The 13,818-nt window shown below is 65.2% G+C and carries 14 protein-coding genes; 6 read left to right on the top strand and 8 right to left on the bottom strand.

What is annotated here, in order from left to right; all coding sequences use genetic code 11:
• From pcnB to murJ, 5 genes are all read right to left on the bottom strand, one after another.
• The gene (pcnB, locus tag HNP55_RS12070) at window positions 1-1,641 is read right to left on the bottom strand and encodes a polynucleotide adenylyltransferase PcnB (RefSeq protein ID WP_184299547.1); all 1,641 of its coding nucleotides are present in this window, start codon (window positions 1,639-1,641) and stop codon (window positions 1-3) included.
• Window positions 1,638-2,306 (bottom strand): HAD family hydrolase, encoded by a 669-nt coding sequence (locus tag HNP55_RS12065; protein WP_184299545.1) that lies wholly within the window; start codon window positions 2,304-2,306, stop codon window positions 1,638-1,640. Before HNP55_RS12065 ends, pcnB begins: the two co-directional genes overlap by 4 nt.
• Window positions 2,303-2,995: an HdaA/DnaA family protein gene (locus HNP55_RS12060; protein WP_184299543.1), complete on the bottom strand. Its 693-nt coding sequence runs from the start codon at window positions 2,993-2,995 to the stop codon at window positions 2,303-2,305. The genes HNP55_RS12065 and HNP55_RS12060 overlap by 4 nt, the downstream gene beginning before the upstream one ends.
• 197 nt (window positions 2,996-3,192) lie before the next feature.
• Window positions 3,193-4,062, bottom strand: a complete 870-nt coding sequence (locus HNP55_RS12055) for a SirB1 family protein (protein ID WP_184299541.1) — start codon at window positions 4,060-4,062, stop codon at window positions 3,193-3,195.
• Window positions 4,063-4,115: 53 nt separating this feature from the next.
• On the bottom strand, window positions 4,116-5,678 hold the full coding sequence (gene murJ, locus HNP55_RS12050; RefSeq protein ID WP_184299539.1) for a murein biosynthesis integral membrane protein MurJ: 1,563 nt from the start codon (window positions 5,676-5,678) through the stop codon (window positions 4,116-4,118).
• 254 nt (window positions 5,679-5,932) lie between these two features.
• Here murJ and rpsT point away from each other — a divergent pair, with 254 nt between their 5' ends.
• The gene (gene rpsT, locus HNP55_RS12045; protein WP_058720014.1) at window positions 5,933-6,226 is read left to right on the top strand and encodes a 30S ribosomal protein S20; all 294 of its coding nucleotides are present in this window, start codon (window positions 5,933-5,935) and stop codon (window positions 6,224-6,226) included.
• Window positions 6,227-6,357: 131 nt separating this feature from the next.
• On the opposite strand, the gene HNP55_RS12040 is transcribed toward rpsT, so the two are convergent.
• The gene (locus tag HNP55_RS12040) at window positions 6,358-7,179 is read right to left on the bottom strand and encodes an alpha/beta hydrolase (RefSeq protein WP_348648696.1); all 822 of its coding nucleotides are present in this window, start codon (window positions 7,177-7,179) and stop codon (window positions 6,358-6,360) included.
• Between the two features lie 35 nt (window positions 7,180-7,214).
• Window positions 7,215-8,249 (bottom strand): M14 family zinc carboxypeptidase, encoded by a 1,035-nt coding sequence (locus tag HNP55_RS12035; protein ID WP_184299537.1) that lies wholly within the window; start codon window positions 8,247-8,249, stop codon window positions 7,215-7,217.
• A 205-nt stretch (window positions 8,250-8,454) separates the two neighbouring features.
• Here HNP55_RS12035 and HNP55_RS24665 point away from each other — a divergent pair, with 205 nt between their 5' ends.
• On the top strand, window positions 8,455-8,586 hold the full coding sequence (locus HNP55_RS24665) for a hypothetical protein (RefSeq protein ID WP_281385250.1): 132 nt from the start codon (window positions 8,455-8,457) through the stop codon (window positions 8,584-8,586).
• Window positions 8,587-8,589: 3 nt separating this feature from the next.
• On the opposite strand, the gene HNP55_RS12030 is transcribed toward HNP55_RS24665, so the two are convergent.
• On the bottom strand, window positions 8,590-8,943 hold the full coding sequence (locus HNP55_RS12030; protein ID WP_184299535.1) for a DUF3579 domain-containing protein: 354 nt from the start codon (window positions 8,941-8,943) through the stop codon (window positions 8,590-8,592).
• A gap of 297 nt (window positions 8,944-9,240) precedes the next feature.
• Here HNP55_RS12030 and HNP55_RS12025 point away from each other — a divergent pair, with 297 nt between their 5' ends.
• The 4 genes from HNP55_RS12025 (at window position 9,241) to HNP55_RS12010 (ending at window position 13,705) form a co-directional block, all read left to right on the top strand.
• Window positions 9,241-10,458 (top strand): aspartate aminotransferase family protein, encoded by a 1,218-nt coding sequence (locus tag HNP55_RS12025; RefSeq protein ID WP_246448360.1) that lies wholly within the window; start codon window positions 9,241-9,243, stop codon window positions 10,456-10,458.
• The gene (argF, locus tag HNP55_RS12020; RefSeq protein WP_184299533.1) at window positions 10,455-11,417 is read left to right on the top strand and encodes an ornithine carbamoyltransferase; all 963 of its coding nucleotides are present in this window, start codon (window positions 10,455-10,457) and stop codon (window positions 11,415-11,417) included. Before HNP55_RS12025 ends, argF begins: the two co-directional genes overlap by 4 nt.
• Window positions 11,418-11,516: 99 nt before the next feature.
• A complete protein-coding gene (locus HNP55_RS12015; protein ID WP_184299531.1) occupies window positions 11,517-12,260 on the top strand; it encodes a metallophosphoesterase family protein in 744 nt (247 codons plus the stop codon).
• A complete protein-coding gene (locus tag HNP55_RS12010; protein WP_184299529.1) occupies window positions 12,257-13,705 on the top strand; it encodes a serine/threonine protein kinase in 1,449 nt (482 codons plus the stop codon). The genes HNP55_RS12015 and HNP55_RS12010 overlap by 4 nt, the downstream gene beginning before the upstream one ends.
• The last annotated feature ends 113 nt before the right edge of the window (window positions 13,706-13,818 follow it).

Below are 13,818 nucleotides of genomic sequence, written 5' to 3'. Positions count from 1 at the left end.
TCAGGATTCGGAAGGCGTACCCACCGGAGCTTCGGCCGCAGCAGCGCCCTTGCCTGCCGGCTTGCGGCGACGGCGGCGCTTCTTGGCGGGCGGCACGGTCTCCTCAGCCCAGGGCTGAGTCGAGCCGCCAGAGTCTTCTGAGTCCTCGGCCTCACCCTCAGCCTTGGCCGCCGGCTTGCGCGGCAGCTGATGCACCTTGCCACTGCTGCGGCGCTGCGATTTCTCGGCCTCGCGCACCTCATCGACCAGGGCGGCACGGTCCTCGTCCGAACCCAGGGCGAAGTCTTCCCACCAATCGGCCAGGGCCGGATCGATCTCGCCAGCGTCGGCACGCAGGCGCAGGAAGTCGAAGCCGGCACGGTAACGCGGCTGCTCCACCAAGGTGTAGACGCCGCTGCCCGTGCGGCGCTCGAAGCGCGGCTGCATCATCCAGATCTCGCGCATATCGGTGGCCAGCTTGCCGCGGCCGGAGATATCGCCGATGCGGGCATCGAACACAGCATCCACCGCCTGGCCCAGGGCCGGCACGGCCGGCTCGCCGGCATCGCGCAAACGGGTCCAGCGCTCCAGCACCTCGAACCACAGCATGCAGGCCAACATAAAGCTGGGCGAGACGCCGCGGCCTTCGGCGACGCGCAGATCGGTATCTTCAAAAGCCATGCGCACAAACTTGCCCCGCACGCCCTCGGCCAGCTCGCCCTTCTCGTTGAGCATGGCGTCCAGAATCGGGAACACGCCACGAGCCAGGCCTTGCTTGCGCAACTCCTCCAGGCTGGCCAGGGAATGGCCGGTCTGCAAGAGCTTGATCATCTCGTCGAACAGACGCGAGGCCGGCACATTGGCCAACAAAGGCGCGCAGGCCTTGATGGGCGCGCGCGTCTTGGGCTCCAGCTCGAAGCCCAGCTTGGCGGCAAAGCGCACGGCGCGCACGATGCGCACCGGGTCTTCGCGGTAGCGGGTATCGGGATCGCCAATCATGCGCAGCACGCGCTTCTTGGCATCGGCCAGGCCACCGTGATAGTCCACCACCAGCTGACGCTGCGGGTCGTAGTACAGGGCGTTGACGCTGAAGTCGCGGCGGGCGGCGTCTTCGATCTGGGGGCCCCAGACGTTGTCGCGCAGCACCCGGCCTTCGGCATCGACCACATGGCTCTTGCCGGCCAGTTCGGCCTTGGAGGTTTTCTCGTTACCGGCCACCTGCTCGGCACTCTCGTTCACCAGCAAGGCGCGGAAGGTGGACACCTCGATCACCTCGTGCTCGCGGCCACGGCCGTAAACCACGTGCACGATGCGGAAGCGCCGGCCGATGATGAAGGCGCGACGGAACAGGCTCTTGACCTCTTCCGGCGTGGCATTGGTGGCCACGTCAAAGTCCTTGGGCCGCATGCCCAGCAGCAGGTCACGCACCGCGCCGCCGACGATATAGGCCTCGAAGCCCGCATCGGCCAGCGTCTGCACCACGCGCACCGCGCGCTCGTCCAGCAGGCCGGGGTCGATGCCATGCTCGGCCACCTGCACCTCGACCCGCTTGCCCAGGGTGCTGGACGAGGTGGCTTTGGCCACGGCGCTGGGCTTGAAGGCCTTGACGACCTTGGCCGCCGAGGGCTTGCCCAGCAGCTTGTCTATGAATTTTTTGATCATGCGAACAATTTCAAGGTGGTCCAGCCGCGTGCCGACGCAATGTCGGCCAGGGCTGGCGTGGGATTGGTGGCCACGGGGTGGCTGACCAAGTCCAACAGAGGCAAATCATTCATGGAGTCGCTGTAGAAGTTCACGCGCTCGAATTCCTCCCATTGTCGCCCCAAGCCGGCCAGCCATTGCTGGACGCGCGTGATCTTGCCGGCCTGGTAGGACGGCACCCCCTCGATCGCCCCGGTATAGCCCCCCTGGGCATCGCGCTGCAGTTGGACGGCCAGCAAATGCTCGACCCCGAAAGCGGCGGCAATGGGCTCGGTCACGAACTCATTGGTGGCGGTCACGATGGCGACCAGATCGCCGGCCTGTTGGTGCCGCTCGACCAGGGCACGCGCCTGGGCCTGGATCTGCGGCAGCATCACCTCGGCCATGAAACGTTCGCGTGCGGCCAGCGCCTCGGCCAGGGGCCGGCTGCGCCACACCGAGGTGGCGAAGGCGATGTACTCGGCCAAGTCCAGGCGACCCGCCTGGTACTGGGCAAAGAAGTCGTCGTTGCGGGCGCGCCATTGCTCGCCGTCGGCCCAGCCTATGTCCACCATGAAGGCACCAAACGCATGATCCGAGTCATTCGGAATCAAGGTGCCGTCCAGGTCAAACAGGGTCAAATTCATGGATTCAGTCCTTCGTCGGCCAGCATCTGGCGCAGCAGGGGCACGGTGACCGCCCGCTTGGTTGACATGGCAAACTCGTCCAGCCTTGTGAGCAAAGCCATCAGGTGCTTGAGATCACGGGCGAAACGGGTCAGCAAATAATCGATCACATCATCGGCCACCAGAATGCCGCGGCGGCCGGCCTCCAGGCGCAGGGCCGAGCGCATATCCTGCTCGGACAGCGGCTGCAGCTCGAAGGTGATGCCCCAGCCCAGGCGGGTGCGCAGGTCCTCGCGTACCGGCAGGTCCACCGGCGGCGCGCTGCCGCTGGCCACAATCGTCAGGCCATCGCTGGCCGCCTCGACAAACAGGGCAAAGGCCGCATGCTGCTGGCCGGCGTCGAAACGCTCGCAGTCGTCCAGCAAGAGCAGGCTGGGTTGGGCGGGCAGATCCCAGGGCAAGGGCGTGTCGGCGCCATACCAGCCGACCTGCAGGCCCGCACCCTGCCAACTGCCGGCCAAGGCCTTGAGCACATGGGTCTTGCCGCTGCCGGACTGCCCCCACACAAAGATGGGTGGCACGGTCGCAGCAAAGGAAGCGCCCGGACGCAAGCTCCGCAACTCGGCCAGCACGGCCTCATTGGCGCCTGGCAGAAAGTTATCAAAGGTAAAGACCGGCTCGGGGCCGATGGCAAGCGGAATTTGCTTCAACTCAAAAAATCCTAAGCCGGCTAAAGGCTGCGAGGCGCTCGTTTTCGCGGGCTCGAAACTCAGCATTCCTGCTTGTTCAAATTCATCATCAAAAATATCAGAAAGCCAAGCGCGCGAAGCCTTGGCAGCGGCGGCGATTCTAGTGGGCAAAACCGGGCTGGACCGGGAAGGTCTGCAGCAAAGCACCGGTGTGAGCCTCAATGCAAGGGCGGCAGCCCTCTCTGGCGCAGCTGGGCCAGGCGCTGGCTCAAGCCCGCCTGATCGGGCGCCTGCGGCTGCTGACTCAGGTAGGCGCTGAGATCCTCGGCCGCAGCACGCCAATGCCCCAGAGCCTCCAGAACCAGGCCGCGGTCGCGCCGCTCGACCCAGGCCTCGGGCAGCAGCAACACCAATCGCTCCTGCACCGCCAGCAGACGCGGCCAATCCTCGTTGGAGCGGTAGATTTCCTTCAGATTGCGCAATATGCGCGCCAGGACTTCCCGCGCCGAGGCCGGCTGCAGGAACAAATCCACCGGCAGATCCACCTCCCCCAGCAGGCCCGAGCTCTGCCGGAAGGACTGCAAAAATTCATCCAATTTATTGCGCGAGAGCGACTCACAGGTGAAGGGATCCAGGATCACCTCGCCATTGCCCATCTGCAACTTGATCAGGAAGTGCCCGGGAAAGGCCAGGCCATGGGCGCGCAGACCCAGCTGCCCGGCAATCTCGATAAAGATCACCGCCAGGCTGACGGGGATGCCGCGACGGGTGGCCAGCACATGGTGGATGTAGCTATTGCCGCTCTCGTAGTAGTTGTTGACATTGCCCGCAAAGCCGAGTTCCTGATGGAAGTAGCGGGTCAACATCTGCAATTTGTGACGCGCCGAGGCATCGGGCGGCAGGCGCTCGCGCAGGCGCTGGGCCAGGCCATCCACCTCGGCCAGCACGGCCTGCACATCCAGCGCGGGGAATTCGTCCTGCGCGATGGAGGCCGCCGCTTCCAGCAGGTTCAGGCCGACGTCTTCGGCAACCAGATTGCCGAAATACTCCAGCGGCGTGGGCGGGTGCAGGCGCAGATGATTGGGCATGGTTTGAGTTTATTGAATCCGGCCAGGCCTGGCTTGCCGGCGCCAATTCAGTTTCAGCCGCGCCGCATGAACTGGCGCAGGCGCAGGCCAAACAGGGCCAGGACCGCAAAATAGACCAAGGCCGAAGCGCCCAGGCTGCCCGCCATGGCCAGGGCACGCCAGCCCTCATGTGCGCCCAGGGCAATCCAGTCCAGGCGCCAGGCCAGGTAGTACTGCAAACCGCCCATGGCCAAGCTGGCCACCAGCACCTTGAGCGCAAACAGCCACCACCCCGCCTCCGGCGTGTAACTGCCCAGCTTGCGCAGGCCGCGCAGCAGCCAGAAGGCGTTGACCAAGGCCCCCAGGCCGATGGACAGGGCCAGGCCCGCCACCCCGACCCAGGGTACCAGCACCAGATTGAAAAGCTGGGTCAGCAGCAGCACGCTGATGGCGATCTTCACCGGCGTGCGCGTGTCCTGCTTGGCATAAAAGCCCGGCGCGAGGACCTTGACGGCAAGCAGGCCGATCAGGCCCACACCCCAGCCCATCACGGCCTGTGCCGTGTGCGTTACATCCAGGGCCAAAAAGGCCTTGCGGTGATAGAGCACCGCCACCAGGGGCTCGGCAAACACCAGCAGGGCCACGGCGCAGGGCAGACCAAACATCATCACCATGCGCAGCCCCCAATCCAGCATGCCGGAGTACTGCTGCATATCGCCCTTGGCCTGCGCCGAAGACAGCTGTGGGGTCAGCACCGCGCCCAGGGCCACGCCCAGCAAGGCCATGGGGAATTCCATCAGGCGGTCGGCATAGTTCAGCCAGGAGGTGGCGCCCACGGCGATATGGCTGGAAATCTGCGTATTGATCACCAGGGACAGCTGGGCCACACCCACCCCCAACAAGGCCGGCCCCATCTTGCTGAGCACCGTACCCACCCCCGGATGGGCAAAAGCCACACGCAGCCGGGCAATGGACAGGCCGAACTTGGGCACCACGCCGATCCGCTTGAGAGCCGGCAACTGAATTCCCATCTGGAGCAGGCCGCCCAGCACCACGCCCAGCGCCATGGCATAAATGGCCGGATACCCCTGCTTGACCATCAGCGGCGACAACCAATACCCCGCGCCAATCACCGCCAAATTCAACAAGACCGGCGTGGCCGCGGGCACGAGAAAGCGCTGCCAGGTATTCAAGATACCGGCCGACAGCGCCACCAGGGACATGCAGCCAATATAGGGAAACAGCCAGCGCGTCATCACCACCGCAGCGTCACGCCCCTCGGCCGGCATGCCCGAACCCAGCAACCACACCAGCAAGGGCGCCCCCACCACCCCCAACACACAGGTGGCCAACAAGGCCCACAGCAGCACCGTGGCCACCGCGTCGATCAAGGCATGGGTGACCGCATCGCCCTCCTTCGCCCGGGTCGCCGCCAACAAGGGCACAAAGGCCTGCGAAAAAGCCCCCTCGGCAAACAGGCGGCGCAGCATATTGGGAATGCGGAAGGCCACCAAAAAGGCATCCGAATAGACGGAAGCGCCATACAAGGCGGCCACCATCTGCTCTCTTACCAAACCCGTGATGCGCGACGCCAGGGTCAACACGGAAATCAAGGACGCAGCGCGCAGCAGATTCATGGGCAGTATCGGATCGGCCACAAGCCGATATGAATGAATGGGGTGAATGCACAAACGCGAATTCGCTCGAATGGGAAGCCGAATTTCGCTGCCCGCCAAACCCTTGGGGAGAATATGCGCGGGGCGTCGCATTATGATGGCCGGACGAGTCACCGAAATGGGGTCGCTGGCGCTGCAATCAGCGCGTCACATTGAAACACCTCGAATTTGGTGCTACACTCGCGGTCTTTGCACCAACTGGGTAGAATCACAGCATGGCAACCTCTTCCAAAGTCAAGAAGACTGTCCGTTCGGCATCGGGCCTCAAGCGCGCTCGCCAGGACATCAAGCTCAACGCCGCCAACACGGCGCTGCGTTCTAAATTCCGCACGGTCATCAAGAACGTGCAAAAAGCCGTCGTCACCGGCGACAAGGCCAAGGCCGCTGAACTGTTCGTGATCGCTCAAAGCGTGATCGACTCGGTGGCCGACAAGGGCATCTTCCACAAGAACAAGGCAGCTCGCCACAAGAGCCGCCTGTCTGCGAAGATCAAGGCTCTGGCCGCCTAATAGCCCAGGTCTGGTGCAGAGACAAAAGGCCCGCTTCTGCGGGCCTTTTTCATGCCCCTGACCGAGTGCTTGAGCGGATCTTGCGGATTCGCTTCCTGGGCACCCTCCCCAAGCAGCAAGCCCCGAATTCTTCAGTGCAACTGGCCTGCCGACAGGCCGTGCATATCGCGCACCCGCAGCCACTCCCACACGGCCTGCGCCACCCAGGGCGGATCGTCCAGCGCCAGATCGTGCCCTGCCAGCGCATGCAGGCGCAGCGGCGCCCCCCAGGCCCGGCTGATGGCCTGCGAACAACGCCAATCCACCAGGCCATCGGCCTGGCTGCACAAAAGCAGGATAGGCACCGGCGGGCGCGCTTCGCTGGCCCGGTAACGCATGGCCGCCCACAGCTGGCGCGCCGTGTTGCGCAAGCCCACCGGATGGGCGCGCCGCAAATCCACCCAATGATCGAGCACCTCGGCCGGCCTTTGCTGCAGGCAGGTGGTCATCAGCAACACTTTTTGCTCGCGTTGGCGCGCACTCAGACGGCTCAGGCTGAGCAGGAAGAAGGTCAGGTAGTTGAGCGGCCGTAGGCGCCGGTAAAAAGGGCTGAAGGGCCTGAAGCTGGTATTGATCAAGACCCCGGCCACCACCTCGGACGGATAGCGCTGCACCCAATCGCTGGCCACCATGGCCCCCAAAGACATGGCGAGCAGATGCACCGACCCCTGCACGCCGCGCCGCCGCAACTCGTCGCGGCAAAATTCCACCATGCCGGAGACCTGCAGGGGGCTGGCCTTGCGGTGGAAGGTGCCGTTGCCCGGCAGATCCAGCAAGACCAGCTCGGCCCCCGGCTGTTGCTCGCGAATGCGCTGCAGCAGCACCTGGGGAAACACCCCCCAATGCCCGCTCTCGCGGGCCAGGCCGCGCAGCAAAACCCAAACAGCCTTGCCCCCAGCACTGGCAACCGGCACGGCTAATCCCTCGGCCTGAGCCACATCAGGCCCCGTCACGCCAAGGCCTCGGCCCGGTACCAGCGCGCCACGGCACGCCGCTCATGCTCGGCCCGCTGTGCCGGCGAGGGCAGCCAGCGAGGCATGGAAGCGGCGGCGCGCAGCACGAAGTCCAGCCAGGCCAAATGCCGGCGCAACACACGCTGCTGACGGTGGGCAATCAAGGGGTTGAACATGCCGTACCTGGAAAATATTTGCCTTGGATTCTTCTTGATCCACAACCAGGAGCCCATCTCCAAGGTCAGGGGCAGCAGCATTCTGCCCGGCTTGGCGCAGGCCTCGGCATAGAGGAAATCCCAGAGGTCGCCATGCGTTTGGTATTGCCGGCTTTGCGGCTCGAACACATAACGATGCTGGGCATGGGTCTGATCCAGGACTTCGCTAAAGGCATGCATCTCGGCCAGATGGGTGATGGGCTGCGCGGTGTGGGCAAAGGGAAACCAGATGCGGTCACGCAGGCCGAAGCCCGAGTGACAATCCACCGCCAAGGACAGCTGATGCGAGAGCAATTCCTCCCGCACGCAGTCGCACAAGGCCTGGCTTTCCTGCTCCATGGGCTCACCCGCCAGTCCGCGGAACCAGGGCAGGCGAGCGCTCAGCCTTTGCCCACCCAGCAAAAAAGGCACCGGGTGAGCCGACTCCACCGGCGCGTTGCGCATCAGATCCACGCCACGAGGATTGGCCCGGGTGCCTCGCCACAAGCCGCCCGGATTGACCAGGGGCATGAAGACGATGCGCACGGTCTCCAGCAGGCGGTGCAAGCTGCTGTCCCAGCGCAGGCGCGAAACCAGGCTGGCAAAAAATGCCTGCACCAGCTCCGCGCCGATGCGCTCAAGGCCATGAACTCCGCCGAAGAAGCCGACCGCCGGCAGCGCTGGATCCGGATTGCCCAGGGTCAGGGCCAGAACCGGAAACTCCACCTGACCGGCCCGCACATCACACAGATGGCGACGCTGCACATGGCTACCCGCCTGCTCGACCAGCAGGTCCAGGGATCGCAACTCGGGCAAAACGGCAGCATCTGATCCCACGTGCGGACCGCCTGGAGACGGATGAAGATTGAGTGGTCGCAAGCATAGCCAGCCCGCCCCCGTCTCACCAGCCCCGACATGGGTGGCATGGCCTCCGAATGAGGTGGCGAAGTCACAGCGTCACGGCATTGTCAAATCGGCGCGCTAGCCTGCAGCCTCCACGGTGCCGTGAGAACAGCGACGTCCACATTCAGCCGAGCCTGCCATGCACAAAAATCAAGCGCAAAGGGATGGGCGACCAAGCCGCCTCTGGACCGGCCTGGTCATTGCCTGGGCCTGGCTCGGCGGCCTGCGCGAGGCCTTGAATCTATGGCGGGCGGCGGCCCGGGAATCCTGAGGATCAGGCCGCGCCGCCCGGCTTGGGCCTCGCCTCGGGCAGCAAGCAAGCCTCGGCCACCTGCAGATTGTTGTCGCGCGCAAAGTTCATCACGAAGTCCCAGGCCATGGGCTCCAGCTTTTTCAGCTCTTCGTTGACGATGACGCATTTGACGCCGTTGATGACACGCGGCACGCACAGGGGCGAGTAGCCGATGTAGTCGCCGATGCCGCCGCGCACGCCACCGGGCCGGAAGCAGGACATGGCGCCAGCCAATCGTTCGGCCCAGTCGCTAGGGCGGAAGGTCCTGCCATCCGCGGTCACACCTTGGATGAAGACTTCGCGGGGTTTTTCAATCGGCTTCAGTGGCTGACTCATGGTGATGGCGGATGGGTTGCCGGTCCTGGCAAGAGACCCGGCCGCCGCAGGAAGAACTTTTGGGGACGACAGCCGTATTGTGCCTTGGATGTATCCCGCCCCCATCCACCTGGCGCCCAAAGCCCACGGACAAAAACCAAATCTTGTCACTTTGCCCCCGCAAAATCGCGCCAGCAGCGGCCAGGCCATGCCGCGCCTTAGAATCAAGTCGCATGGTCAGCCCTCCCCGGCGGCCATGCACAGGGCTTGATTCCCAAGCCCTGTTTTTTTTAGCCCTAACGCTTTGATGGAGAGTTGATGAACGCGCCTGTTGTCGCCGTGCCCGCACCGTCCGAACCGCATGTGATGCAAACCTATGGCCGCCTGCCCATTGCCCTGTCGCATGGCCAAGGCTGCTGGGTCTGGGACGTGAATGGCCGACGATACCTGGACGGCCTGGGCGGCATCGCCGTCAACACCCTGGGCCATGCCCACCCGCGCCTGGTGCCGGCCCTGCAAGAGCAGGTGGCCCAGCTGATCCACACCAGCAACTACTACCACGTGCCCCTGCAGGAAGCGCTGGCAGCCAAGCTGTGTGAGCTGTCGGGCCTGAGCGTGGCCTTCTTCTGCAATAGCGGGCTGGAGGCCAATGAGGCGGCGCTGAAGATCGCGCGCAAATTCGGCCACGACCGCGGCAACGCTAACCCCGAGTTGCTGGTGTTCGACGGGGCCTTCCACGGCCGCTCCATCGCCACCCTGTCGGCCACCGCCAATCCCAAGATCCACGCCGGTTTCGGCCCTCTGGTGCCGGGCTTTGTGCGCGTGCCGCTGAACGATATCGCTGCGGTCGAGGCGGCGCTGAAGGCGCACCCGAATATCACCGGCATCTTCCTGGAAACCATCCAGGGCGAAGGCGGCGTGAACCCGGCCCGCATCGAGTTTCTGCAAGCCCTGCGCCGCGTCTGTGATCAGCATGACATCTTGCTGATGCTGGACGAGGTGCAGTGCGGTATCGGCCGCACCGGCAAATGGTTTGCCCACCAATGGGCCGGCATCCAGCCCGATGTGATGCCGCTGGCCAAGGGCCTGGGCTCGGGCGTGCCCATAGGCGCCGTGGTCTGCGGCCCGCGCGCGGCCAAGGTCATGCAGCCGGGCAATCACGGCACCACCTTCGGCGGCAACCCGCTGGCCATGCGGGCCGGCGTGGAGACGCTGAAGATCATGCTTGAGGACGATTTGCTGAACAACGCAGCCCAGGTCGGCGCGGTGTTGAAAACGGCCTTGCAAGAAGGCCTGAACGGCGTGGCCGGCGTGGTCGAGATCCGTGGCCAGGGCCTGATGCTGGGCATTGAGCTGGACCGCCCCTGCGGCGCCCTGCTGCTGCGCGCGGCCGAGGCCGGCCTGATGATCAGCGTCACCGCCGACCGCGTCGTGCGCCTGGTGCCGCCGCTGATTCTGAGTGCCGATGAAGCCCGCCAGATCGCCGCCCTGCTGGTGCCGGTGATCAAGGCCTTTCTGTCGGAGCCCAAGCCATGAAGCCCGGACCCGCCCTGATGCGCCACTATCTGCAGTTCAAGGACTTCCGCGCCGAGGAGTATGCGCATCTGTTCGAGCGTGCCGCCATCATCAAGCGCCGCTTCAAGAACTACGAGCGCTACCAGCCCCTTGCCGACCGCAGCCTGGCCATGATCTTCGAGAAGGCCAGCACCCGCACCCGAGTCAGCTTCGAGGCCGGCATGTACCAGATGGGCGGCTCGGTCGTGCACCTGACCACCGGCGACAGCCAGCTGGGCCGCTCCGAACCCATCGAGGACAGCGCCCGCGTGATCAGCCGCATGGTGGACATCGTGATGATCCGCACCTTCGAGCAGACCAAGATCGAGCGCTTTGCCGCCCACTCGCGGGTGCCGGTGATCAACGGCCTGACCAATGAGTTCCACCCCTGCCAGATCCTGGCCGATCTGTTCACCTTCATCGAGGCCCGCGGCATGAACCGCCGCGGCATCGTCGATGTGGACTGCCTGAAAGGCCGCGTCGTGGCCTGGGTCGGCGACGGCAACAATATGGCCAACACCTGGCTGCAGGCGGCGGAGATCCTGGGCTTCACCGTCCATGTCAGCACGCCCAGCGGCTACGAGGTGGATCCGGCCGTTGCCGGCATCCAGAACCGGGACTGCTACAAGGTCTTCAAAAACCCCCTGGACGCCTGCCGCGATGCCGATCTGGTCACCACCGATGTGTGGACCAGCATGGGTTATGAGGCCGAAAACGACCAGCGCCGTGCCGCTTTTGCCGACTGGTGCGTGGATGCCGAGATGATGGGCGTGGCCAAGCCCGACGCCCTCTTCATGCACTGCCTGCCGGCGCACCGCGGCGAGGAGGTGACGGCCGAGGTCATCGACGGGCCGCAGTCGGTCGTCTGGGACGAGGCGGAGAATCGCATGCATGTGCAGAAGGCACTCATGGAGTACCTTTTGCTGGGCCGTATCGGCTGAAAGCCAAAAAGCCCGGGCGCCACAGCCCGGGCTTTTTTTCGCCCCGTCCTAGCGAAAACACTTCAGTCTGCAGTCAGCGATTCATGGCAAGCTGGCGCCATGAAGATTGCGCTGATTTCCGACCTGCACGCCAACCGCGAAGCCTTCAGCGCCGTGCTGGAGCATGCGCAAAACGCCCAGGTCGACGACTATGCCTTGCTGGGCGATTTCGTGGGCTATGGCGGCGACCCGAGCTGGGTGGTGGATCGGGTGCGCGAGCTGGTGGCCCAGGGTGCCGTGGCCGTGATGGGCAACCATGATCTGGCCACCGTCAAAGGCCAGGCGCCCAGCATGCGCGAGGAAGCCCGGGAAGCGGTGGCCTGGACCCATGGCCAGCTGCGCCCGGACCAGCTGGAATTCCTGGCCCAGCTGCCCCTGAGCGTCACCCAGCAAGACCGCTTGTTCGTGCATGCCAATGCCTTTGCCCCGGGGGGCTGGGAATACATCCAGGGGCGGCTGGAAGCCATGCGCAGCCTGCAAGCCACCGAATGCCGCTACACCTTTTGCGGCCATATGCATGAACCCATGCTCTACCACCTCTCGGGCACGGGCAAGGCCGGCGAGTTCACGCCCGCGGCGGGCACCGCCATCCCCTTGCTGCCGAATCGGCAATGGCTGGCGATCCCGGGCTCCTGCGGCCAGCCGCGCGACGGCAACCCCGCCGCCTGCTACGCCATCTTCGACAGCGAACGCAGCGAGCTGGCCTTTCAGCGCGTGCCCTACGACATCGAGAGCGCCGCCGCCCGCATCCGCGCCGCCGGCCTGCCCGAGCGCCTGGCCCAACGCCTGAGCGAGGGGCAATGAGCGCCGACAGCCAACTGCCCCCCATTCCCGCTCTGGAACCCGGCCTGGTGCTGGACGGCTTCCGCCTGATCGAGCGCCTGCACCAGGGCGGCATGGCCAATCTGTGGAGCGTGGTCCGGGTCGAGCCGCTGGCCGGCGAGGACTTCCCGCTGATGATGAAAGTGCCCCGCATCAAGGGCGGCGAGGACCCCGCCACCATCGTCGGCTTCGAGGTCGAGCAGATGCTGATGCCCGCCCTGAAAGGCCGCCATGTACCGCGCTTCGTGGCGCGCGGCGACTGGACCCGCCAGGCCTATATCGTGATGGAGCGCATCGAGGGCGAGTCCCTGCGCCCGCGCCTGGACGAGGCGCCGCTGCCATTGGACGAAGTCATCCAGATCGGCGTCCAGGTGGCCAATGCCTTGCAGGACCTGCATCGCCAGCATGTGGTGCATCTGGACATCAAGCCCAGCAACATCATGCTCAGACCTAAGGGCGAGGTGGTGCTGGTGGACTTCGGCCTGTCCCGCCACGACCACCTGCCCGATCTGCTGGAGGAAGAATTCTCCCTGCCCATGGGCACCGGCCCCTATATGTCGCCAGAGCAGGTGCAGTTTGTGCGCAAGGATCCGCGCAGCGACCTCTTCGCCCTGGGCGTGATGCTCTACCACCTGGCCACCGGCGAGCGCCCCTTCGGCCAACCCAACTCGGTGCGCGGCCTGCGCCGCCGCCTCTATATCGACCCGGTACCGCCGCGCGCCATCAAGCCAGACTTGCCACCCTGGTTCCAGGAAGTGGTGCTGCACTGCCTGGAGGTGAGCCCCGAACGCCGCTACCAAAGCGCCGCCCAACTGGCCCTGGACCTGCAACAGCCCGAGGGCGTGGTGCTGACCAAGCGGGCCGAACGCATGCACACCAGCAGCAGCATGAAGACGCTCAAGCGCTGGTTCTTCGCCCTGGGCGCCGAGCCCAGCATCCAGGCCAGCACCACCGTGCAGGTGGAGCGCAGCCCCATCATCATGGCCGCGGTGGACACCGAGAACGCCACCCCCGCCCTGCTGGAGCAACTGCGCGAGGTGGTGCGCCGCATCGTGCAGACCGAGCCCGGCGCCCGCCTGGCCTGCGTCAGCGTGATGAAGACGGCCCGCATCGGCATGGACGAGCTGACCGACAAGGAAGGCAAGAGCGTGCACGTCAAGCAGCTGATCGCCCTCAAGCACTGGGCCCGCCCCATCAGCAAGGCCTTGAATCTGGAGGACGGGCGGCTCACCTTCCATGTGCTGGAAGCCCCCGATGCGGCCAGCGCCCTCATCGACTTCGCCGCCAAGAACGGGGCCGACCACATCGTCATGGGCGCACGCGGCGCCTCGGCCCTGCGACGTTACCTGGGCAGCGTCTCGGCCCAGGTGGTGACGCAGTCGGAATGCAGCGTTACGGTGGTGCGGGAGTCGGCCGGCGCCAGCTAAAGCCCTCGCTCCGCCTTTCAAACTTCATTGCCCCCCTCAACCCGGGGGGATGGGCGATCCCAAGCCCTGACAGTCCTGCGCCCGGCCCGTCTGTAGCACTACAGACCGAGCCA

It is taken from the genome of Roseateles oligotrophus (assembly GCF_014204525.1).
Classification (GTDB): domain Bacteria; phylum Pseudomonadota; class Gammaproteobacteria; order Burkholderiales; family Burkholderiaceae_C; genus Paucibacter_A; species Paucibacter_A oligotrophus_A.
This window is presented reverse-complemented; position numbering and strand designations above follow the sequence as displayed.

Excerpts from the sequence above, each read along its gene's own strand:
- HNP55_RS12055 (WP_184299541.1), bottom strand. The coding sequence starts at position 4,062 with ATGCCCAATCATCTGCGCCTGCACCCGCCCACGCCGCTGGAGTATTTC.
- argF (WP_184299533.1), top strand. The coding sequence starts at position 10,455 with ATGAAGCCCGGACCCGCCCTGATGCGCCACTATCTGCAGTTCAAGGAC.
- HNP55_RS12025 (WP_246448360.1), top strand. The coding sequence starts at position 9,241 with ATGAACGCGCCTGTTGTCGCCGTGCCCGCACCGTCCGAACCGCATGTG.
- murJ (WP_184299539.1), bottom strand. The coding sequence starts at position 5,678 with ATGAATCTGCTGCGCGCTGCGTCCTTGATTTCCGTGTTGACCCTGGCG.
- HNP55_RS24665 (WP_281385250.1), top strand. The coding sequence starts at position 8,455 with ATGCACAAAAATCAAGCGCAAAGGGATGGGCGACCAAGCCGCCTCTGG.
- HNP55_RS12030 (WP_184299535.1), bottom strand. The coding sequence starts at position 8,943 with ATGAGTCAGCCACTGAAGCCGATTGAAAAACCCCGCGAAGTCTTCATC.
- pcnB (WP_184299547.1), bottom strand. The coding sequence starts at position 1,641 with ATGATCAAAAAATTCATAGACAAGCTGCTGGGCAAGCCCTCGGCGGCC.
- rpsT (WP_058720014.1), top strand. The coding sequence starts at position 5,933 with ATGGCAACCTCTTCCAAAGTCAAGAAGACTGTCCGTTCGGCATCGGGC.
- HNP55_RS12065 (WP_184299545.1), bottom strand. The coding sequence starts at position 2,306 with ATGAATTTGACCCTGTTTGACCTGGACGGCACCTTGATTCCGAATGAC.
- HNP55_RS12015 (WP_184299531.1), top strand. The coding sequence starts at position 11,517 with ATGAAGATTGCGCTGATTTCCGACCTGCACGCCAACCGCGAAGCCTTC.
- HNP55_RS12010 (WP_184299529.1), top strand. The coding sequence starts at position 12,257 with ATGAGCGCCGACAGCCAACTGCCCCCCATTCCCGCTCTGGAACCCGGC.